The 22,060-nt window shown below is 50.0% G+C and carries 16 protein-coding genes; all 16 read left to right on the forward strand.

Going from position 1 to position 22,060, the window contains the following annotated elements; genetic code table 11:
• Window positions 1-63 precede the first annotated feature (63 nt).
• Window positions 64-1,224 carry a hypothetical protein gene (locus BUA14_RS14000; RefSeq protein ID WP_072773154.1) on the forward strand — a complete coding sequence of 387 codons (1,161 nt, stop codon included), beginning with the start codon at window positions 64-66 and terminating at the stop codon, window positions 1,222-1,224.
• Entirely contained in the window at window positions 1,214-3,007 is a 1,794-nt protein-coding gene (locus BUA14_RS14005; RefSeq protein ID WP_072773155.1) for a hypothetical protein, read from the forward strand. The genes BUA14_RS14000 and BUA14_RS14005 overlap by 11 nt, the downstream gene beginning before the upstream one ends.
• Before the next feature lie 93 nt (window positions 3,008-3,100).
• Entirely contained in the window at window positions 3,101-3,835 is a 735-nt protein-coding gene (locus BUA14_RS14010) for a hypothetical protein (RefSeq protein ID WP_072773156.1), read from the forward strand.
• Window positions 3,836-3,856: 21 nt separating this feature from the next.
• Window positions 3,857-6,643, forward strand: a complete 2,787-nt coding sequence (locus BUA14_RS14015) for a HAMP domain-containing protein (protein ID WP_072773157.1) — start codon at window positions 3,857-3,859, stop codon at window positions 6,641-6,643.
• 24 nt (window positions 6,644-6,667) lie between these two features.
• The gene (locus tag BUA14_RS14020) at window positions 6,668-8,326 is read left to right on the forward strand and encodes an MORN repeat-containing protein (RefSeq protein ID WP_072773158.1); all 1,659 of its coding nucleotides are present in this window, start codon (window positions 6,668-6,670) and stop codon (window positions 8,324-8,326) included.
• A complete protein-coding gene (locus BUA14_RS14025) occupies window positions 8,323-9,309 on the forward strand; it encodes a hypothetical protein (protein WP_072773159.1) in 987 nt (328 codons plus the stop codon). Before BUA14_RS14020 ends, BUA14_RS14025 begins: the two co-directional genes overlap by 4 nt.
• A 1-nt stretch (window position 9,310) precedes the next feature.
• Window positions 9,311-9,898 carry a Pvc16 family protein gene (locus BUA14_RS14030; RefSeq protein WP_072773160.1) on the forward strand — a complete coding sequence of 196 codons (588 nt, stop codon included), beginning with the start codon at window positions 9,311-9,313 and terminating at the stop codon, window positions 9,896-9,898.
• A 20-nt stretch (window positions 9,899-9,918) separates the two neighbouring features.
• A complete protein-coding gene (locus BUA14_RS14035) occupies window positions 9,919-10,710 on the forward strand; it encodes a hypothetical protein (RefSeq protein WP_072773161.1) in 792 nt (263 codons plus the stop codon).
• A 61-nt stretch (window positions 10,711-10,771) separates the two neighbouring features.
• Complete coding sequence (locus tag BUA14_RS14040) at window positions 10,772-11,149, forward strand: DUF4280 domain-containing protein (protein WP_072773162.1); 378 nt, start codon at window positions 10,772-10,774, stop codon at window positions 11,147-11,149.
• A 54-nt stretch (window positions 11,150-11,203) separates the two neighbouring features.
• The gene (locus BUA14_RS14045; RefSeq protein ID WP_072773163.1) at window positions 11,204-12,259 is read left to right on the forward strand and encodes a hypothetical protein; all 1,056 of its coding nucleotides are present in this window, start codon (window positions 11,204-11,206) and stop codon (window positions 12,257-12,259) included.
• A complete protein-coding gene (locus tag BUA14_RS14050) occupies window positions 12,249-13,007 on the forward strand; it encodes a hypothetical protein (RefSeq protein WP_072773164.1) in 759 nt (252 codons plus the stop codon). Before BUA14_RS14045 ends, BUA14_RS14050 begins: the two co-directional genes overlap by 11 nt.
• Before the next feature lie 29 nt (window positions 13,008-13,036).
• Window positions 13,037-14,278 (forward strand): ABC transporter substrate binding protein, encoded by a 1,242-nt coding sequence (locus tag BUA14_RS14055; protein ID WP_072773165.1) that lies wholly within the window; start codon window positions 13,037-13,039, stop codon window positions 14,276-14,278.
• 54 nt (window positions 14,279-14,332) lie between these two features.
• The gene (locus tag BUA14_RS14060) at window positions 14,333-16,768 is read left to right on the forward strand and encodes an MFS transporter (protein WP_072773166.1); all 2,436 of its coding nucleotides are present in this window, start codon (window positions 14,333-14,335) and stop codon (window positions 16,766-16,768) included.
• Between the two features lie 229 nt (window positions 16,769-16,997).
• Window positions 16,998-17,801 carry a MerR family transcriptional regulator gene (locus tag BUA14_RS14065; RefSeq protein ID WP_072773167.1) on the forward strand — a complete coding sequence of 268 codons (804 nt, stop codon included), beginning with the start codon at window positions 16,998-17,000 and terminating at the stop codon, window positions 17,799-17,801.
• A gap of 251 nt (window positions 17,802-18,052) precedes the next feature.
• Window positions 18,053-20,284, forward strand: a complete 2,232-nt coding sequence (locus BUA14_RS14070) for an oxidoreductase (RefSeq protein WP_072773168.1) — start codon at window positions 18,053-18,055, stop codon at window positions 20,282-20,284.
• A gap of 380 nt (window positions 20,285-20,664) precedes the next feature.
• A complete protein-coding gene (locus BUA14_RS14075; RefSeq protein WP_072773169.1) occupies window positions 20,665-21,702 on the forward strand; it encodes a threonine aldolase family protein in 1,038 nt (345 codons plus the stop codon).
• Window positions 21,703-22,060 lie beyond the last annotated feature (358 nt).

The following is a 22,060-nucleotide window of genomic DNA, read 5'->3' on the forward strand; positions in this document are numbered from 1 at the left end:
AAGCTACGCGACCCGAGCAAGCAGCATAAAATCTGATTTGAAAATACTGTGAGGTAAACGGCCATGAATAAAGGGCGAATGTACATCACCTTGAACCGGAACCGTGAGTGGAAGCGCAGCCTTTTGCTGAATCTGGAACTCCAGGATCACCGGCTTGTGTTTGCCCACAACCAGGAAAATGACTATGGGATGCTGGCCACAGCCGTGATGATCACCGGTTCCATCGACAGCACCGAGCCGGATTTCCAGTGGGAAGGCCTTTGGCTGGATGCTCAGATGCCGGAGAATTCTTTAGTGAAGGTGTCCTGCTATGCTGCCAACAGCAAAGCGGTTCTGCTGGGGGAGCGGGCGGTGGATCTGGATGAATATCTCAGGGAAGCCCAAAGTGACCCTGCTCAGGGACTGAAGGGAGCAGCTCCTCTTTTTAAGCTGGCTTTTGCGGGAGCGGTCGATGGGCTGCTTCCGGCCCAGGGACGGTATCTCTGGCTGCGGCTGGAATTCCTGGTACCCCAGCCCTCTGCATTTGCACTGAAGAAAATCAAGCTGCTTTTGACGGATGAGAAGATCATTCAGTACCTTCCGGAGATCTATCGGGATCATCAGGAAAATAATTTTTTCCAGCGTTTTATGGAGATCTTTGACAGCATATTTTTTGATATAGAAGAACAGATCAACCGTGTGAGCGAGGAATTGGATTATACCCTGGCCGGGGAAGACATGCTGCGCTATTTAGCCGGCTGGGTGGACCTTCAGGGTGTACAGGATATGGGGACGGAGGAACTGCGGGAACGGATCCGAACCCTTATGCCTGAATACAGGGCCATTGGCACCAAGCCGGGGTTAGCAGGTTTCATCCGGCAGGAATTAGGAGTAGAGCCGCAAATCATTGAGTACTTCGACTACAAACAGATGCAGCAGGAAAGCAAGGACAGAGACATTTACCGGGAGCTGTTCGGGGATAACCCTTTTAAATTCTTCATCCTGCTGCCTGAAGAGGCTTTGCATGAGGTTAAGAACCTGGATCTTTTTCTGGCTAAGCTGAAAAGCACTATTCCGGCTCATACAGAAGCAGGGATTATCCGCCTTAAGCAGGGAACCATTCTGGGCAAACACTCCTATCTCGGCGTCAATTCCCTGGTCGGGGAGTATACCTATGGCAGAGTCGGCGGCAATAATGAGATATCCTATGATACCTTGATGGGAGGTACTGGCAATGAAGAATAGAAACTTATTCCCTCTGGAGCGCAATCGTTATTATCATGGCAAGATGCTTACCGCCAGAGATTTTGAGACGGAGCAAAACTATTACAATAACAAGCGCCGTCTGATCAACCGGTGTGTCCTGGGAGCCGGGGTGATCTGCGGTTTGGGAGTATACCGGAACGACGATACTTCTCTGTCCATTGAAACAGGTCTTGCTCTGGACTATGACGGCCGGGAAATTGCCGTGACTTCGCCGATTATCCGCAAACTGCAGATGATTGAAGGATTTGAGACCCTTGTGGGTCATGAACAGGCTTATCTCTGCTTAGAATATGATGAGCTGCTGCGAGAGCCCATGAACAATATTGGCGCCGCAGACAGTGAAAGTCAGCAATTCAATAAAATTGAAGAGAGCTTCCGTTTATACCTGGACCCCAACCAGCCGGATATAAACACCTTATTCGGTGAAGGGGGAAGGAATAATGTGCAGACCCTCTATCAGGGCCAAGGAGTATCCATCTATGAAGTGGTGCCGGCGATTGCTTTGGCCGGACAGGAGTTTACCGCTGAGTATGTGGTGCTCAAAGGGGCCGGGTTGCCGCCATTATCCTTTACCTATACTTATGAGTCCGACACGATCCGCAAGGAAGAGGGCGGCACCATTCAAATTCTTTTTAATGAAGATAAAAACTCGGACCAGGAGATTTATAGGGTGGGGTACACTCTGAAGGCTGCGGCTCTGGCCGATATGCAGGTGCCTTTCGGCAAAGGCAAAGGAATATTTAGCCTGGGCATGGGGGATTTGCGGGATCAGCTGGAGTTGCCCTTGAAGCACGAAATTTACTTAGCCGGAAGTCCAGCCAAGTATGAGCAGATGGTGGAGGTTCATCTCAGCAATCTGGAGAAGCAGCTGTCCGGGGGAGATACCCCCATTTATCTGGCCAGGCTCGATTATATCAGTGCGGGCAGCACCCATATTTTAAGAAAGGTCAATCCTCTGCCTTTTGGTCAGCGGATCACGGGGATAGGAGGCGGCCAGGAGAGGAAAGTCTCCGGCAACCCCTCCTGGCAGGAACTGCTGCAGAATGTAACCACGAATGTGGAAATCTTAAAATACTGGCAAAAGCCTGAGGTAAAAGTCCGCTATAGTGCCCCGAAAAAAGCCTTGAACTTCCATTTTGGGGTTCCTTCTTCGGAAGCTTATGATTATGCCACTTCCTCCGGAATTGTCGAAATTCCTTTAAGCGGGGCCATCCGGGTCAATGCCCGCTTTACTTCGGAAGAGGTGCCTCATAATCTGGGTCTTGGTCATGTCAGCTTGAACTTCGCCGTGGAATTCGGCAGCGATGAAAGCAAAAAGCTGCTGTTTGGCAATGGCGAAGTGTTTAAGATGAAAGAGGTCCCTAAAGTCGAGGTGGCCGGAATTCTCTACCCGGAAAACGGAACCTTCAGGATTGGGATAAGGTGTCTTGATCATGTGGAAGGGCATCTGCTGAAAATACGCTGGTTTGCCTACAAGGTCACCCGGGATACGGCCGAGCTGCGGGCCAAGGATGTGGTCAGCATAAAAATCACCCCGGATATTCATAAGATGAAGGTTTTGGAAAGGATGCACTTTGAAGCTGCGGTGGGCGGCACGGCCGATAAAGGCGTCACCTGGAGTGTCAAGGATGCAGACGGGGGTAAGATGGATCAAAGCGGGCTCTACCAGGCTCCCAGCATACCCGGAACCTTTGAGATTGTGGCGGCCAGTACGGCTGATCCGGAGATTAAGACCAGTGCTTTTGTGATCGTGGAAGAGTAGAGAGAAGCAGCGTAGACATAAGATGTGTAGATAGAAGAAGTGCAGACCTAGGAAGAGCAGACCTAAGAAGAGCAGGCAACAAGGGAGGTTACTATGGGTCCGTTTATTGAAGATGGGAAATTCAAAGTCCTTGAGGTGCTCCAGGAGCTGGAGGGCTATACAGCCTGCCTTTGTATCGATGTGGAAACCAATAATCACTACCGGCCCATGGTCTTCAATATCTACGAAAAGGAAGAAGATATCCGCCGCTATCTCCCGGCATTTTTCAACCTGAACAAGGACCAGTTTACCGATTTTGTCCGGGTGGTATCCGGGAAGCATTGCATCTTTGCCATCTTTGCCTATCATGAAGGGGTAAAGCTCCGGGATTTCTTTAAAGACAGCAAAACTCCGGAATTTGAAAAACGGATAGCTTATGCCACCAGGCTTTTTCAGGAGTGCTTAATTCTCGATGCCCTGCCGGATTTAATCAGTTTGCCTTGTCTTGAGCCTGATCATATCGTGGTGATCGACCAAGCCAACAGGGTCAGGATCAATTATGTGATCCCTCCTCTGGCCGCTCAGAAGACAGCCAAGGGTGAGCAATGCGCTGCTTTGCTGGAATGTATTTTTAAGCAGGATCGCTATATACCGGAGGGGATCTGGGAGTTTATCGCCCATTTGCGGCTGCATGAACAGGTAAGCATGGTGTCCGCTTTTTCCCAATGGAAAGAGCTTGTTCCCGGGCTGCTCACAGAGCATCAAAGGTTGCGGAAAGAAACATGGTGGGCCTATGGGTTACGGCGGCTGAAACAGCTTTGGAAGAGAAAGAAAAGACGCTTGCGTTAACAGGCTGGGGGAGGTTGGAACGTGAATAAGCGATGGATAAGTTTGATCATCATCTTAGCTGTAGTCGGCTCGCTGGGGTTCATTCAGTTTGGGGATAAGTATATTGTACCCCTGTTCTCCCAGCCGGAGCAGGGCAAGGTTTGGGAGTATGCTCACGGCGTGGATCGCAACGGCAATATTTACTATATCCGACAGGAGCAGGGGCAGGTTTTTCTGATCAGCCTCGACTCCACGGGAAGACAGTCCTTTAAAAAGGATATTTCCGCCCTTGTGCCGGACAATGGCATCTTTGACGGTATTTATACGGATGAAGATAAAAATCTTTACCTGCCGGCCTATGGCATGGCGGCTGATTCGTCCCTGATTACCCAAGTGGGGATCTACAGATTCCGGGATGATGGCAGTTTCGTTTCCCGGGTCTTTTATCGGAGTGCTGAACGGCCCTACGACAGTAAATTCCGCCTCATTTCGGCGATGAGCGATGATGATGCCAGGCTCTATTTCGGTTTTTTGAACGGAGATGCTCTCGATACCTATGCCTATGATAAAACCACTGCCAAGTTGGAAAACACCCATTCCTACTCCTTAGCAGGACTTCAGGATAAAATCAACGCTGTTTTGGTCCTGCCTTCAGGGGACACGGTGCTCAGTCTGGAAAATGCCACCCTGTTGCGCAAGTCCAACCGCCATGAGGACACAGCCTACCAATTCACCCAGGGTAATAAGGTGATTATCCACTCCTTCTGGTATGCCGGCAACCAATTATATTTTCAGGATGCCGTCAGGGGGGATATGTACATGTCATCCTCTTCAACCTGGGAACCCTATCTGGCTGTGAGAGGGAGCAAGGTTGTTTCGGAAAATGACGGCATAACCTTTGCCCGCTTATATCCGTTAACCGTAGGGAATATAGGCAATGTGGCCGGTGTTTATAACGAAGGGAACCACAATCGCATTTTTCAGGGAGGATTTGCTTTTCTTCCGGAAATCGGGACCACCGATGCTTCATCAACCCGGGATCTGACCGCCTGGTTTCTCCTGGTGGGTATCGCGGCCGGAGGGATCATCTTTTCTTTGCTGCTCTGGGACTTTTATTGCCATATTCTGCATATGCGGCTTTCCATGCTGATCCGGCAGGCCCTTTTGGTGATTTTCGTGATCTTTCTGACCCTATATGCCCTCGCCACTTATATTATCATTCCCCAATCCGAGGCGATGATCGGCAGCGTTCATTCAACAGAGCAGCTCAAGTCCGGGCAAATGCTGCTGGCCTCCGCCAAAGGGCATATCGCTGATGAGACCGGCCTGGAGCTGGACAGCACCCGCGCCGCCGCTTTCTTCGATCAGCTTGGAGAGAACCAGTCTCTGGTGCTGCCCGGGGAGGAACAAGGAACTCCTGCCTACAGAAGTTTAAAAGAAGCCCAATTAAGCCTGCTGACCTCCAATCAGGGACAATACGTAGTGGCGGCCTCCAACAGCAACTATGAAGAGGGTTTTCCCGCTGCACGGATGGGGTATGGAAAGGATTTCCTGAACGGGATTCAACAAGCTGAACAAAATACCATCCAGGCTATGGCCATCACTGGCCCCAAAGGGGAAGAGCTTTGCGTCTTCATACCCACCGGTCTTACCTCCGCCGGTTCTGCCGTGATCTTTAGCCTGACCGTGGATCGGGAAGTCTTGGAGCGGTATATTGCCCAAACCACGGGAGATCTCACCCTTTATATGGGGCTGATCGGGTTGGTCCTGGTCCTGTTGGTGATGATCGTGGAATACTTTACGGTTCACAATGTCCGCAAACTCAAAAGCAATGTAGACAGAATTGCGGAAGGCCGTTATGAAAAAGAAGTTGCCGTCAGCTCCGGAGATGAAATCGAAGATCTTTCCCACTCCATCCATGCCTTGTCCCAGAGCATTCTGACCACCACCCGGAGCTTAAATAAACTGAATCAGTCCTACTACCGGTTCGTGCCCCAAAGATTCCTGGAGATCATCGGGGAAACCCATATTGAAAATGTCGGTAAAAAATCTCAAGCCCAGAAGGAAAACGTGGTCATGCTCTTTTTGCGTTTTCGCTTTATCGGTCCGGTGGGGGAGCAAAGCCAGGAGATTTTCGCCAATATCAATGATGTCTTTGAAAATGTAGCTCCTGTGGTCAGTGAAGGCAAGGGCACAGTCTATGATTTTCTCCCGGAAGGCTTCAACGCCGTCTTCGAGACCCCTCCGGAAGAAGCGCTGCGCACGGCTTTAAGAGTCCGCGAAGTGCTGGAAGGGCTTAACGAAAAAAGGAGAAAAAAAGGGCAAAGCCTGGTGGACCTGCGCATCTTGATCACCAAAGGGAGCATTATGCTGGGCTTTATCGGTGAGGAAAAAAGAATGGAACCTACGGCCATTTCCAGTGAAGCCCAGAAAGCCGAACCCATTATCCGGGTTTGCTTTGAAAGCGATATTTATATTGCCTGCACCCGTGAAGTGATCAAAGAGCTGCCCATACTGGGTTACCGCAGACGCAGGATCGGAGAAATGGTGATCCAGGGGGAAAAGCTGGAACTTTACGATCTCTTTGACAGTGATCCCTATGCCCTGCTTAAATCCAAGGAAGTCCATGGCGAACGCTTTGAACTGGGTGTCAATCTATTTATCAAAAGAGATTATGACAACGCCCGCACCATGTTTATGGATATCATCAAATATAATTCTCTCGACGGAGCTGCCCGCAATTATATGTACCTCGCCGAGCACAATCTGCGTTCGGAGTTGAAGCAAACCACCTATACCACGATTTCCGAGCTGGAAAAAATCCGCTAAACGGTGTCAGTTGAGGAGGCTGCTATGATTATCAAGCTGCTCATGAAATACATCCAAATTATCTACCGGACGACCAGGAGTGTGGTTTTGAGACCCTTTGTACTGGCGAAGCACAAATTTTCCAGTCTGACCAATCTCAGCAAGTTCCTCAACCAGATTCCCAAGGCTTTTGCATCCCTGCTGACCAAGTTTAAGCTGAAGCCGGAAAAGCGGGAGGATTATGTGGATGCCGGACCGATCTTTATTGCCAAGTCTTTGCTGGTGATTCTGGTCGTTATCCTGGTGGCCACGCCCTTCCTGATCGTCACCATCGTCTGGCCCTGGGTTGTCAGCTTAGCCCTGACCGCCCATTTCTACACAGCGGACCCCAAGTTAGAGGGATATAAGGGTAAGGTGGAAGTTTTTTATGAGGAGAAGCTGGAAAAGCTGAAGTTCAAGGGACGCCTGGAAGAAGGCAAGGCCATCGGGTATGGAGAGGAATTCTATGAAGACGGATCCCTGAAATATGCCGGTCCATTTGTGGAGGGCAGGTATGAGGGGAGCGGCGAGTTCATAATAGCCCCGGGAGTGGTCTACAAAGGGGAGTTCCGCAATGGCAAACGCTCAGGGCAGGGGATAATTCTGGAAAATGACATTTTGGCCTATGCAGGAGCTTTTGCGGAGGACCTTTTTGAAGGGGAAGGGACGGAGTATTACCCCGATGGCCGGATACAGTACAAGGGAAGCTTTAAGGGCGGGCTGTACTCAGGTCCGGGGGCCTTTCAGGATGAAAAGGGAGTCAAACGCTACGAAGGGAATTTCGCCGATGGGCTGTTCAATGGTGCAGGCCGTTATTATGACGAACAAGGTGAGCTGGTCTATACGGGGTCTTTTCTCAATGGCTTGTATGATGGTCAGGGGCGGCTCATTCTTCTTCCCCATTCCACATGGTATGAAGGCCCCTTCTTAGGAGGGAAGGCCAATGGGGAAGGGGTTCTCTTTAAAAACGGTATGCTGTATTACGAGGGAGCCTTCATCAACGACAAGTTTTCCGGTACAGGGACACTGACAGATAGCCAATGGGGTCTGACCTATTCCGGCGCCTTTATGGATAACGATATTGCCTATGGGAAGCTCTTTGACTTGTCGGTTCCTGATCTGTACACGGCTTTTGCCAAAGGAATCCGTGAAGATACTGCCGATGAAAAATATTTCTACCTCTATAACCAAGGCTTTGGGCTGGTATTAAAATTCTCTTATGCCAATGAGGAGCAGGAAGCAAAACTGGTCAATGTTTTCAGACGGCCTGAACAGCAAGTCAAGAGTGAGCCGGCCGGACAAGGGGACAAAGCCCCTGCTGAGAAAGGTGCGGCTGGAGCCCTGGGAACCGGAACCATAGATCAACGGACAGCCGGATTATTGGGGATACCTTCCGGGACCATGAATAACCATCAATCCCTCTATGAAGGCTATGGACTCCGTTACTGGATCGATCCCCGGAGCGAAGAAGTATTGCTGCTCGAGTATTATCCGACAGAAAAAGCTGCGGAACCAGCCCTCAAGGATCAGGAGCAACCGGTTGGCAAGTCTGGTGCCGGTCAAGCCGGTCCCCAATACACAGCCTACTTTGAGGATTTGGGGCTGGACATCGCCGACTTTGGCAGCCTGGGATACGGCAACCAGGGTGAAGGAGAAGGATCATGAAACACTGGATAATGGTCGGGTCCATTGGTTTGCTGCTCATGATTCCCCTTAGTAAGGTATGGGCAAGCGAAGAGAATACAAGACTTACGACCCTTGGGGAGGCGGTGCAGGCGGCTCAGACCCTTTATCTCCAAGGACTGCCGCCATCAGAGCCATCCCAGAATGCCCCCTCCCCAGAGACAAGGAATGAAGCCGGTGCAGGGGGTTCCCCTGAGGCGGAGACCCCGGCAAAAGAGCAGGAAGAAGCCGCCGGTCCGGAAGCCCCCGGGGATCAGCACGGGGATCAGTCCCTCCTTCCGGAGGATGAACACCGGGCCGAACTCAATCAGGTGGCTTTGGATGTGGCTCTGGTGGTGCTGGATCTGGATGGCGCCTTGCAAAAAAAGCAGTATTTAATCAAACGGCAGGAAGCCCTGGCGGAGAACCTGGCCCAAGCTGAAAAGGATTTCAAGATGGGGAAGATTAAGGCCGAATTGCGGGACGAATTAAAGAAAGAAGGGGTCCAGATTGGTTTTGATCTGAACCTTGCCAAGCTGCAGGTGGAAACTGCTGAAAAATCCTTTATGAAATTGACAGGCCAGGGAATCGCGGAGAAATTCCAGTACCCTGCCGCCTATCTGATCCTTGACGGAGGTAAATTAGCTTTGCCGTCTTTCGTGGATCAGCAGGCTGACGGGGAAGAGATCCGCAAGAAATTCAGCGGGGTATTAGCGGCCTTCGGCGAGCTGGGTGAAGGAATCGCCGCCTATATCAAGGCCGGTGAGCAGGTTGCCCGGCTTGAACAGGACTTCAAAATGGGCAAAGCAGAGCCGGCCCTCCTCAAAGCAGCCCGGGAGGAAAAGGACAGGGCCTGGATGGGGGCTTTTGAGAAAAAGTCAACCTACGCCAAAGCTTTATATGAACTGGATTGCCATCTGGAGGGTTATCTGTCCAGAGAGGTTAAAAAAGTGGCAGAGCCAATTTTTAGGGGAAAGGGGATGTGATATGGGAGATTACAATGCCATTTATGAAGCAGGCCAGTCTGTCGTCGAACTCCTGAAAAAAGAGATGACCCCTATGCCCATCAATAATCCGGAGGCCATTGGCTTATGCACCCCTCAGGAGCCGGAGGATTATCAGCTGACCCTCTGGATCTACACCATCGAAGAATACAATAACTCCGGGATCAATGCCGGCTTTATCGTGGATCCTCATAACGACCAGCAGGAAAGGTATGCTCCTTTACAGCTCCGCTGCCATGCCCTGCTCAGTGCTCATTCCAAGGCCCCTGTATCCACCCGTCTGACCGATGAGTACCGGATCATCGGCCGGGCCCTGCAGGTTATCCGGGATCATCCCAGTATCCCGGCCGACAGTTTGGTGGGGTCATTGGCCGGGGAAGGGGCAGCCATCCTCCTCAGCTATGCCAAATTAAATTATGATGAACTCAGCAAAATCTGGAACAGTGCCCATAAGATCATTAAACCCTCCTTTGCCCTGCACATAACGCAAGTTCCCATAGAATCAAACCGCGTCAGGCCGGTGGCGGCCAGGGTGACCAGCACCCGGATGGAGCTGCGGGATAAGAAGTAAAAGAAAAGAAGGGATGAAGGATGGAAACTCATATCTCCATGATCTTTAAAATCATGGATCGCTTCCGTAAAAGACCTTTGCTGGCTGCCGAGGCCGGTATTTATATCAATGGTTACAGGCAGCGTCCTTTATACAAGGCGGGAGGGTATTTCATCTTTACGGATCTTGCCCCGGGAGAGACCAGCTTTCAGATCATTGCCCCGGCTTTTCAGCAGGAAGCTCTGGTTGCCTTGATCCCTGCACCTGGTAAAGGCTATCTGCACAGCCATCTTCTTCTTAATCCATCCCCGGCCTATCCTTTCGGCAGGGAAGTCACCACGGTGAAAGGGCGCCTGTGGCAAGATCAACGTCCTTATGCCCATGAGCATTTCTATCTGATTCCCGGAGAGGGCGGGGAGGTTATGAAAGTCGCGGAAGATAAAGGAGAGGCAGGCAACACCCGGCTCCGGCTGTTTGCGGCGGTGCCGGAGCGGCAGCTGTCTTTTCCCGGCAAGTATCTGATCAAGGATAAGGATAAGGGGAAAGGAGAAGTCTGCCTAATCACCCGGAAGGATTCCCGGGAAGGGATATTTCTGCTGGAGAAAGAGCTGCAATTCAGCCATGTCCGGGGGACGCCTTTAGTGGAGGTTATTGAGTGCCGGACTGAGGAAGACGGCAGTTTCTTTGCTGCTTTACCGGAGTTGAAACAAGAGACGCTGACCCTGAGTCTGCTGGGCAAGGGGCCGGATGAAAAGAACATGACCCAAAACAACGTAAAAACCATGGCAATCCATGGCGGCCAGGCCAATGACCTGGGAGACATTCAAATATAATGATCTGAGGAGTATTGAAATAGGATATTTAGTATTCTGGGAAAAAAGGAGGGACCTGATTATGGCCAATCTTGTGGTAAATACATCTCTGTGCACCTGCTCTTTTGGAGTGGCTCCGGTCCCCCTGATGGCCACTTGCGCTCCTACGGCCACCGCTCTTAATCAACCCATAGCCACCATTATGGATTTGCCCAAATTGCCCTTCGGCATGTGCAGTTCTCTGGCCAATCCGGCGGTAGCCTCCGCCACTGCGGCCGCCTTCGGAGCATTAACGCCCATGCCTTGTACACCTATGGTGGCGGCTCCCTGGGTTCCCGGCTCTCCGACTGTGATCGTGGGGAATTACCCTGCTCTGAATAATTCTTCCAAGGCCATCTGCAGCTTTGGCGGAGTGATTCAGATTACCATGACTCCCGCCTTAACGGTACAGGTTCCTTAACGAACATCTTTTGGTCTTAAATCAATGTCAAATAGGTATCAGAGGAGAATAGCCATGGCTCGGAAGATAAAAATTGTTTTTACCCTGCTCCTGCTGGTTTTCTTGACCGCAGCAATGGCCGGTTATCAGGTGGTCAAAGAAGGTTCCATCCGCGAACTTTATGAGGATGTGACCTTTATGCGCATTGCTACGGAAGCCAGGCAACATATCAGCCAGATCGAGTACGGAATAAAAAACGGCAGACAGTTGGATAACTTTTTTAATATGCAGGAAACCCTGAAAGGGGTGCAGGGCTGTTCTTCCTATATGGAGGGGGCTTATGTGGTGTCTGCCGGAGCCAAGCTTCTCTATCAAAGAGGAATAGACGCTCACAGTTTGAATTTAGACCTTCCTCCTGACGGGCAGGATTCAGGGGGAAAGCTCTTTACAGTCCGTGAGGACGGACAGTATTTTTATCTTACTTCACCCATCCAAAAGGCCGGCGGCGGGATTGAGGGATACCTGATCATGTGTATCGGACAAAATGCTGTCAACAACGCTGTTTCCGAATATAACCACCAGAATAAAATCCAATCCCTGATCATTGCCCTGGAAATATTCGGGGTGGCCCTGCTGATCATGGCCCGGGTTAAGGCTGAGGGAAAGAGCCTGGTTTTGCGCTTGATGCTGGTCCTGTGTATTGCCGTAACCACTGCGGCTGCGGTGGATGGGGCCATGGTATGTACCCGGTTTTATCAGATCGTGGATGATGCGACCACGCAAACCGCCAACAAAATGGCCCAGGCCTTGCAAAGTCAGGTGGATTCCGTGGTGGAAAAGGGAGTGCCGACGGCAAGAATCTATGATTTGAACGGTTGGCTGGCTCAAAACAGCAGCGAGATGGAAAGTGTAACCTCTTTCAATTTGGAGCGGAATAATAAAATAACGGCTAATGTGGATCAAGAGTATATCAAAGGATTCCTGTACCGCTTGTTGGTTCGCTCCGCTTTATTTGTGTTCATTACTCTGCTGGGTGGCCTAGTGGCCTGCGGTTCCTTTTTACTGCTTGGCAAAAGAACATCAGGGCGGAAAATTTATGCCGGGGAGAAAGGGATCGAGTATGGCTTGTAGAGAGTTGGCTGTGGACATCGTGAATATCCTCAGGGGGAGGCCGGCTTACAATGGTTCCCTTCTCAATGTCATAGAGAGAAACTGTCACGGGGATTGCCGGATTGTGGGGAATTCCGTGCGAATCAGGGACAAGGGCAGCGGAGTGCATATGTTTTCCGTAGGAACCTGGCAGGAAGTGGAGGTTTTGCTGGAAGAGTCTGAAGATCGGTTGGATACCTTTCTCATCAATGACTCCGGATACACCCGGGAGGTGCTGAAGCGCTATCCCCAGGCCGATATCAAGGAATACCGATCCCTGATTCTCCTGGCCGATGATTATACTCCCTATACGGAGATCCGTCCGGAAGTGGAGATAACCCCCCTGGATTTAAGCTGGTTGGATTTTATTCTGGAATGGTATCATGACCCGGAGTTTGGCCATAAAGCCTATATCACCCACCGGATTCTGCAGGGGCCGGGGTTGGGGCTTCTTTATAAGGGGCAGAAAGCCGCCTTTGTCCTGCAGCATAAAAATGGCGAATCCGGCCCCCTGGTGGTCCATTCCATAGTCCGGGGGATGGGATTGGGGACCTATCTGCTCAGGCATTTTAACACGATTCTCTTAAAAAAGAACTCGACTCTGGTGAGCATCATCGAACCGGACAATATGGCATCCCAGAAAATGGTCATCAACGGCGGCTATAAACCCACAGAAAAAAATGTCATCTGGGTTTACCGCAAATTGCGCAATACCTTGTATTTACCCTGAAAGAAACTGCAAAGGAGGGAGGTTGCCTGATGAAAAAAAACAAGGCTGTTCTCAGCTGTATCCTTGTCATAACCTTGCTCGTTTGGGCTTTATCCGGTTGCTCTGTGACATCCTATCAGGAAAATAACTCTATGGACATGGTCAAGGTGGATACCTCTTCAGGAGTGCTTCAGAACAGGTTCCCTTCGGAACCCATGGTCAAAGGGTCGGGGGAAAAATTTCGCATCGCTTATATCGATATTGATGAGTACCCTGTTACAGGCAGTATGATCTACTACGTTATTGAAAGTTTAAAACAGGACGGCTGGATTGAGTATGATTCGCTGCCCATGAGCGCGGATAATGTAGATGCCCAAAAACTGATCCATTGGCTGTCTGAGCAGGATCTGGGGCCCTATCTGGAGTTTGTCTCTTCCGCTAATTATTATCTGGCCTACGAGGGAGAGGAAGCCGTAGCCCAAAGCCTCAGAGATCATGTTGAAAACAAAAAGGATATCGATGTTGTTTTTGCCATGGGTACCTGGCCGGGCACTTTCGCCAAGAATCTGGATCTGGATGTGCCTTTATTGGTTTATGGAACCGTAGACCCTGTCCGGGCGGGGATTGTCCAGTCGGCTGAAAACTCGGGAGATGACATGATTTGGGCTCAGGTGGATCCTTCAGCCTTTACGCGCCAGCTGCAATTCTACTATGACACCTATCCTTTTACCAAGATCGGCATGGTCTATAATGATGAGATCGTAGCCGCCGTCCCCGATTACGAGCGAACGGCAGCGGAGAATAATTTTACGATTGCGAAAGTCAGGATCGGCAAATTGGAAAGCAATAACCCGGCCGATCAGGAGCGGTATTATGCTGATTTAAAAGAAGTCTACAGAAAAATGATCCTCGAAGATAAGATTGATGCCTATCTGATCAATACGGATGTGATCACTGAGAATGACCGGATGGAAGATCTTTTCAGGGTTTTTCATGAGCATAAAATTCCCATTTTCGTACAGGTTGGCGATAATTACATTGAAAATGGAGCCTTTATGCTGGTCTCTCCCCGGGATTATAAAGGGCTGGGAGCCTTTGTTTCCTATATCGTGGGGGCGACTCTCAACGGAGCGAAGCCTGGGGAGCTCCCCCAGGAATACACCAGTTCACCCTATCTGAGCATTAATCTGGATGTGGCGGATACAATCGGTTTTACCCCAACCTTCGAGATGCTTTTATCCAGCGAATACATTTATACCGGCGAAAAACAGGAGGCTGCAGGTGAACTGTAGCCGGAAAGCCGGTTACTGACAGCGGATAGAGGGTGCAAGAAAGGGAGTGTCCCGATGATGGAGAGTCGTACTGTGATCAACCCCAATAAAAAGAGAAGATCCCTGACCTTGATTTTTGCCGTTTTGCTGATAGCGGCCACCTTCTTTGTGTGGTGGATGAGTTTTTCCGGTTTTAAAAGCAGCTATAAAGAAATCAAGCAGCAATATTACAGCGTCGTGGCGGGACAGGTGGTCAGTGAGCTGGAGGCCTCCATAAACTATGGCAAGAGCCTGGATTCCTTTTATAATATCAGCGGAATTTTTGCCAAGCTTACCTCTTTACTGCCTGAACATATTGAAGCAGTGATCACCAACCGGGGCGGGGAAGTTCTCTACACTTCCTTTGAACGGGGGAGCCGTCAGGAGATCATGGCAGTTTTTGAGAATGAGAAGGTAGTAGTAAGGCTGGAAAACATCAGCCCCTCCCCAAAATATGCCTACTTTGAACAGGGCAGCCAGGAGCTTATGATCCTGCCCATCACCGATAAAAGCAATACGGCCATCGGCAGCTTGGTTTTGGTTTATCCATCGGCTGCCATCAAGGGGGAGCTGGAGCCTCAACAGCGGGAAACCATTCAACTGAGCCTGCTGATTCTGGGCATTTCACTGCTGATCTTAATCTTGGCTCTCTGGGTTTTGCCCGTCCCCGCGGAAGCGGTGAAAAGCCAATCGGCCCGTCAGCGCCTGCTGCAGTTGATCCCAGCCTTGATCGTCATGGTCTGCCTCAGTGTGCAAAGCATCACCATGTATGCTCAGGATGAGGAGCGTTATAAAAGTGCCTTAACGGATGGAGCCGCAGGAATTTTAAACTATATCGAAACAACGGTAGGGTCCTTATACGAGAAGGGGGTCGCCTATGAACAGATGGAGGGGCTCACGGAATATCTGACCGTGAAGGCTAAGGACACCCCCATCATTTGGAATATTCGTATCTACAATACCATTGCCGATACCGATGGAATCCTGGAAAGGGTGGATTCCTGGCGGATTTCCGCTCCCTTGAATCATGGGGCGGAGGGAAGGGATACCCGGGTGGAAATCCAGATTTCCCAGGAATATATGAATGGCCAAATGAAGAATCTGCTGCTGGTTTTCCTGATCACCATGATTGCCTCGGCAGTTGTTGTTTTTGAGGTGATGAGGCTGCCGGAGCTGCTCATGTTCAGGAGGAGTTCTGAATTTAACCGGGATTCTTCTCTGCAGGAGGAGAAGATTACTTTGGGGCTGCGGATGATCAACTTTATCTTCTTCATGGCTCTGTATGCCAGTATGCCTTTTTCCTCCATCCTGATTCGCAAATGGGATGGGCAGATAGGGGGGCTCTCAACGGATGTAACCGCTTCTTTGCCTATGACCTTGGAGCTCTTATCCCTGATGCTTTTCTCCATGCTCTTGGCCCGTTTCTCCAGGCATACGGGCAAGCGAACATTTCTGGTCCTCTCCGCAGCGGTGATCATCTCCGGCAATGTTTTAAGTGCTTTGGCAACAAACCCTCAACAGCTTATTCTTTTCCGGATGCTCTGCGGAGCGGGCTTTGCCGGAGTGAAAACTGCCGTGAATGCCATCATTGCCTCCGGTTCTCGGGAAAGCGACCGGACGGGACTGCATATTGCAGCCATGAACGCCGGGCTCCTGGGCGGGATTATGTGCGGAGGGTCCTTAGGTGCCGCTATCGCCAATTCCATCGGCGCTTCCTATACTTATCAGTTTACGGCAGGGCTCATTCTGGCTTTTCTGGCCATCACCCTGCACATCCTTCCCTGGAAACTGCTGAATGAAAAGCAGGAAAGTTATTCCGGCCAAAAGAAAACCAAAACCCCGGGAATTCTTCCGGTGCTTTGGCAAAGGAAGGTTCTGGGCTATCTGGTGTTGGTAAGCCTGCCTTTGAATCTGGGCCTGATGTTTATCGTCTCCTTTATCCCCAGCTATGTGGAAAAACTCAGTCTGCCTGTGATTCTCATCAGTTATGGCTATTTAGTCAACGGATTATTGGGAATTTATCTGGGACCTCTCCTTGCCAAAAGCCTGACCAAGAGGATAGGCAAGGCCATGTCTGTGGCGGTGATGCTGTTTATGGGGGCCGCGGCTCTGCTGGTTCTCAGCATTAGCCCGATGGCAGCCGTTATTCTCTTATCCACAGCTCTCATGGGTCTCTTTGATGGGTTTGGTTCACCGGTCAGTACGGATTATTTTCTGGATATGCCGGAAATCAAGGAAAAACTGGATATTCCCAGTGCCCTGGCCTTTCTGGGGGTTATCGGCAATGCCGTGCAAATGCTCAGTCCCATGATCTACGGCTGGCTCCTCTTAATGGGGTCCCATACGGGGATCAACACTATCTTTGCTCTGGGACTGGTTTATCTGGTATTTGGACTGCTGTTTCTCGGTATGTTCCGGCGCTCCAATTCCTTTGGGAAAAAAGATTTATCTTTCCACAATAAGCCCACGTAAACAAAACAGTGAAGCCGGTGCGCGAAGATGTTTAAGAGAAAGGACAACCATTGCGTTAGCTGATTGACGGAAAACGGAGCAAGGTTGCCCTGGTCTTGGTTATTGTCCTTATTTATTGAGAATAGTATAATAGCACTGTAGACAATTTGTTATCAATATCACAAAATTGGCTCAATAATTTTATTGAAGAGCTTGATTTATACATCTATCTTCAGTGGAGGACAGAATTATGAAATACAAGATTGGAGATGTTCAGCGTATTCTTGGCATACCCGCCGAAACCCTGCGATATTTTGAGAAAAAAGGACTGATCACCCCGTGTAAAAACGAAGGGAATAATTACCGCTATTATGATACTCTGGATTTGAATAAGCTCGTCGCCTATAAATCCTATCGCGGTATGGAGTTTCCCATGGACGAATCCCTGCAGATGGTCAATTCACTGTCTCACGCTGAGGTTAAAGACAGTATTAATTCCCAAATTGAGTTGATCGACAATAAAATCAATTATTATCAGGCTCTGCGAATCCGGCTGGAGGAGCTGAAGCACTCCTATGAGCAAGTGGAGACCATTGAAGATAAATTCCGCATTGCGGATAGCCCCGAAGTTCTTCTCTTTTACAATCAGGTCAATGACACGTTTTACACTGAAGAAGAGCAAGTAGAGCTGACCCACAACTGGTTGAAACAACTTCCGTTTATTTGTTTGGCCCTCCATGTCCCTAAAGATGAACTGCCCTTGGGAAGCTTAGTCCATTATGGATACGCGATCAGTACCCGATATAAAGAGATATTCACCCATTTAAACGCTCCTGGAGTTCAGAAGATTCCTTCCCAAAAGAGTATCTATACCATACTGGCTTGTGAGTTCCTGACTCCCCATGTTTTTACTGAGGTTCTTGATTATATGGGGAAGCATGACATGGTGCTCAATGGAGATGTTATCGGCTGGATTATCAATGAGGAGTGCTCCGCCACGGAGGTTATCCGCTACTTTGAAGTCTGGCTGCCAATAGCAGAGAAAAGTCAATAATAAAAACCAAACAGCCGGCAGCTTTAACAGGGATCGAAGCTGCCGGCTGAATTTTGCAGATATCCAGGACGGTTTTCTTTATGAGCGCTTGACTCTGTAGTTAGTACAGAGTTTATACTGATTGTGAAAGCGCCGCCTATCATAATCTCATTCTAGACACTGAGAGCCAAGTGGGCGGTTTATATAGTGGGAAAGATTATTAATCGCAATGGTTTATATTTAAAAACATTTATTTGAAAGGAGATAGAGTTATGGGTATATCAAGACGTGAATTTTTGACCGGTGTGGGGGCAGCCGGTCTGGTTGCCGCCACCGGAGGGGGGCTTGCCGGGTGCGCGCCCGCCGCACCGGCAACCAGTGATCCCAGCCCCGACCAAGGAAGTGCTGCCGGCGTCGCAGCCGCAGGAGAACTGATCGCGGCGGCTTATCTCAATCCTCAGGATTACGACTACCGCCAAAATACCACTGACTTCAAGACACTGTTTTCACCCCTGAAGATCGGCTCGCTCAATCTCAACCACCGCATGGTTAAATCTGCCGCCGGATCAGCCGCTTATCTGGCCGGGTTTACCGATGAACTGCTTCAGTACTATGTCAACTTTGCCAAGGGTGGCGTCGAGCTGATCTGGGTCGAAGACATTGCCGCGTTTGAGCCGCCTGCCGATGGCAGCCCCATCCCTATGGCAACGGTGGAATTTGGCCGGAAGCTCGTCAAGGAGTGCGGCAAATACGGTGCCAAACTGGGTTATCAGTGGGCGCAGTTTCCAAGAACACCGGTTGGATCCATGACAGCCAAGGACATTGCCGAGGCACAAGCTCATGGCGTGGCCCTTGCTCAGGCGATGCAGCAAATGGGCTTTGCCGCCCTGGAGATCAACGCTGCCGGATTTAACCTGGGCGAGCAGTTTCTTTCCCGCTTCCACAACAACCGCACGGATGAATACGGTGCCGGCAGCCTGGAAAATCGCGCCCGCTTTGTGACCGAATGTATCCAGAAAATCAAAAAAGCCTGCGGCAGCGACTTTGTCGTACAAATCCTGATCGATTGCATTGAAGAAAACGATAATCTGACCAACAACGCCACCCTGATGACCTTAGACAATGCGGTGACCGCTCCTCACAATAAAGTAACCACCATTGAAGAAGGTATCGGTATGGCCAAGCTGTTCGAGGCCGCCGGCTGCGATTCCATGCATCTTCGCTTAGGCCCTCTGGGCAACCACCCTTGCCAATTCGGCAGCGATCTTTACTTTATCCTAAATGGGATTGAGGGTGCGACCGGTTACGGTACCCAGTGGGATTTCTCTAGGCACTGGCAAGGCCAGCTGATCGGCAACCATAGCGGTGCCGGGATGCTGATCGACATTGTCGCCCGGTATAAAAAGGCCCTCAGCATCCCTTGCGGCACCGTCACCTATATGGACCCGGCCCATGCCCCGGATTACTTCGAGAAGGCTCTGGCCGACGGCAAACTCGATTTCTATATCATGAACCGCCCGCTGACCGTGGACTCCGACTATGTCAAGAAGCTGAAAGAGGGACGCAGAGATGAAATCGCTCCCTGCACCCGTTGCCTGCATTGCCACATCGGCTCCAACGAGATGAACCGGGCCATGGGTTATTGCCGTGTTAACGCACTGACCCAGCGGGTCATGACCGATAAAGGCCCCAAGACCTATGAACTTCAACCGGCTGCGGCAGCGAAGAAGGTCATGGTCATCGGCGGCGGTCCTGCCGGGATGGAAGCCGCCCGCATCGCCGCCGCCCGTGGTCACAAGGTCACACTCTATGAAAAGAGCAGTTCTCTGGGCGGCAACCTCTCCTTTGCCCGCATGGTCAAAGGGCCTCACGAAAATCTGGACGACCTTAAGGCCTATCTGATCAGGCAGCAGGAGCTGAACGGCGTGACCGTCGTTTTGAACAAGGAAGTGGATGCGGCACTGATAAACAGCACTGCTCCGGACGCCGTAATCCTTGCCGTGGGCTCTTTGCCTGGCAAGGTGGGGGCAAGCGGCGGCAACGTGCCGATCCTTGACCTTATCAAATTCATGGGCAACGGCACCGGTAAAAACGTCGTGGTCTTCGGCTCCAACGCCCAGGCCTTCGATGCGGCTTTGTGGCTCACCGTGCACAAAAAGAAGGTCACCATTGTGACTCCGAATAAGAACGAAGATCTGGACAAACAGCAGTCTCAGCACGCCATGCGCTTTATGACCACCGCCCTCTATTCTCTGGGGGTAAAAGTCTATCCTGAGTCCACGATCAAGGAAATCGGAGACGGACAGATTACCGTTGCCACGAATGGCGGGTTCGAAACCGTCATTGCCGCGGACTCGATCATCAACGCAGCCGATCTGCTGCCGAACAAGTCTTTGCTGGACGGGATATCCGTGAGAGAGACTTATGCAATCGGCGACTGCAACGAGCCATTTAACATTGCTTTGGCCATCCGGGCCGGAAATGATGTTGGCCGCACTGTGTAGTTAGCAGCTGTGCTCTGCTTTTAAATCTGTTTAATGACTCAGAAGGTAACCGCTTTTGAGCGAAAGTAGGGAGCCGGCAGGTTTTACAACCTTGCCGGCGCTTTTTTTAGATCAGTATAACCATGAATGGGCAGCATGACCATCTTAATTCAGCCCTTCCATTCATGTGTGGGACGAATTAAGGACACGTTGTTGCTTCTTAAGTCATAGTCTCCTATTCAGCAAAGAGGGTTGACTATGCATAAAGATTGTCAGTACAATTGCCTTAGAGCAGCTTAATCCGAACGAAAGGAATGGGAAGTTTATAGTTTAAAAGCTTCCCCAAGGATAAAGATGGATAGGCGTTTTTCGGTCTATAGTGAGGGAATTCTGGAGGTATAATGAGATCAATTATTGATTATAGAAGCGATGCGGTGACATTAGCAACATTTGAGATGCGTCAGGCGATGGCCAATGCTGAAGTCGGAGATGACTTTGCGGGCGAAGATCCCACAGTTAAACAGTTGGAAGCTATGAGCGCTCAAATGTTTGGCAAAGAAGCAGGGTTATTTGTTATTTCAGCGACAATGGCCAACCAAATCGCCATTATGACCTCTACACAGCCTGGAGACGAGGTTTTAGTGGGTGAAGAGTCCCATATTTTTAATATGGAAACAGGAGGGCTAGCGGCTCTTTCCGGAGTTCAGGCCAGACCTCTTCGAAGTTCAAACGGAGAGTTCAGTTTGTCTGATGTTCAACGGGCTGTTCGAAAGGGTGGGCTTCAATCACCGATTACAAGGGTGCTGTGTCTGGAAAATACCTATGATTTAAATCTTGGCCTCCCGCTATCCCAAGAATATATGTCGGAGATCTCGATGCTGGCACATGACCATGATGTGCTGGTTTATTTGGATGGAGCCCGAATATTCAATGCAGCAACGGCCTTAAAAATTGAGCCTGAGTTTCTATGCCGAGGCATTGATGTCCTGCAATTTTCTCTTTGCAAAGGATTGAGCGCTCCTGTAGGTGCTATTCTTCTGGGAACAAAGGATTTCATTGCCCAAGCACGGAGAGTTCGGCAGAGAATTGGCGGTGGAGTGACAAAGGCTGGTTATATGGCTGCAGCAGGAGTTGTCGCACTGCAAACCATGATTGATAGGATTGAAGAAGATCATATCCATGCCAAGCGCTTGGCTTTTAAACTTGCAGAAGTAGACGAGAGCCTGGTCAATGTGGAAAAGACCTTGACCAATATTGTTCAAATCAGTCTTAAAAATGCAGGAAAAGATGCGGTGCTTCTGACCGCTGAATTAGAAAAGCAGGGTATAAAAATTAAAACCGTAGATCAAACAACGTGCAGGTTAGTTACTCATTGGGGGATTACGGTCAGTGATGTTGATAAAACAAGTGAGGCGATAAAGAGGATACTGGGACGGTAGAAGCCTCTGATTCAGGATCTCCTGAATCAGAGAGGGATAATGCCAATAAAGATACCCACCAGGATTGTGAGAATACCCAGGGACGTTCAGTGACAGAGATCCGATGGCTGTATAAGGAAGCGGGTTGGGAAGTGCTCGATGGTCCTTCACGCATCTGGACCTGGAAGGGGGATTATAAAGGGTGCGTATAACAATTATGAAAAATATCGCCGTTCCTGTAAAAGATCTTTTTATAATGAAACTTTTAAAAATTTACTTCCTATAGGGACATCTTAATAAAAAGGCTGTAAAAAGGGTGAGTTGAGGCTCATCTCTTTTTTTATTATATTGGTACGGTTTTTGCATTACTTGTTGTCAT

The sequence above is a fragment of the Desulfitobacterium chlororespirans DSM 11544 genome, from assembly GCF_900143285.1.
Lineage (GTDB): Bacteria > Bacillota > Desulfitobacteriia > Desulfitobacteriales > Desulfitobacteriaceae > Desulfitobacterium > Desulfitobacterium chlororespirans.

Coding starts and splice junctions, on each gene's coding strand:
- BUA14_RS14005 (WP_072773155.1), top strand. CDS start 1,214: ATGAAGAATAGAAACTTATTCCCTCTGGAGCGCAATCGTTATTATCAT.
- BUA14_RS14060 (WP_072773166.1), top strand. CDS start 14,333: ATGATGGAGAGTCGTACTGTGATCAACCCCAATAAAAAGAGAAGATCC.
- BUA14_RS14070 (WP_072773168.1), top strand. CDS start 18,053: ATGGGTATATCAAGACGTGAATTTTTGACCGGTGTGGGGGCAGCCGGT.
- BUA14_RS14045 (WP_072773163.1), top strand. CDS start 11,204: ATGGCTCGGAAGATAAAAATTGTTTTTACCCTGCTCCTGCTGGTTTTC.
- BUA14_RS14075 (WP_072773169.1), top strand. CDS start 20,665: ATGAGATCAATTATTGATTATAGAAGCGATGCGGTGACATTAGCAACA.
- BUA14_RS14000 (WP_072773154.1), top strand. CDS start 64: ATGAATAAAGGGCGAATGTACATCACCTTGAACCGGAACCGTGAGTGG.
- BUA14_RS14055 (WP_072773165.1), top strand. CDS start 13,037: ATGAAAAAAAACAAGGCTGTTCTCAGCTGTATCCTTGTCATAACCTTG.
- BUA14_RS14010 (WP_072773156.1), top strand. CDS start 3,101: ATGGGTCCGTTTATTGAAGATGGGAAATTCAAAGTCCTTGAGGTGCTC.
- BUA14_RS14065 (WP_072773167.1), top strand. CDS start 16,998: ATGAAATACAAGATTGGAGATGTTCAGCGTATTCTTGGCATACCCGCC.
- BUA14_RS14035 (WP_072773161.1), top strand. CDS start 9,919: ATGGAAACTCATATCTCCATGATCTTTAAAATCATGGATCGCTTCCGT.
- BUA14_RS14025 (WP_072773159.1), top strand. CDS start 8,323: ATGAAACACTGGATAATGGTCGGGTCCATTGGTTTGCTGCTCATGATT.
- BUA14_RS14030 (WP_072773160.1), top strand. CDS start 9,311: ATGGGAGATTACAATGCCATTTATGAAGCAGGCCAGTCTGTCGTCGAA.
- BUA14_RS14040 (WP_072773162.1), top strand. CDS start 10,772: ATGGCCAATCTTGTGGTAAATACATCTCTGTGCACCTGCTCTTTTGGA.
- BUA14_RS14020 (WP_072773158.1), top strand. CDS start 6,668: ATGATTATCAAGCTGCTCATGAAATACATCCAAATTATCTACCGGACG.
- BUA14_RS14050 (WP_072773164.1), top strand. CDS start 12,249: ATGGCTTGTAGAGAGTTGGCTGTGGACATCGTGAATATCCTCAGGGGG.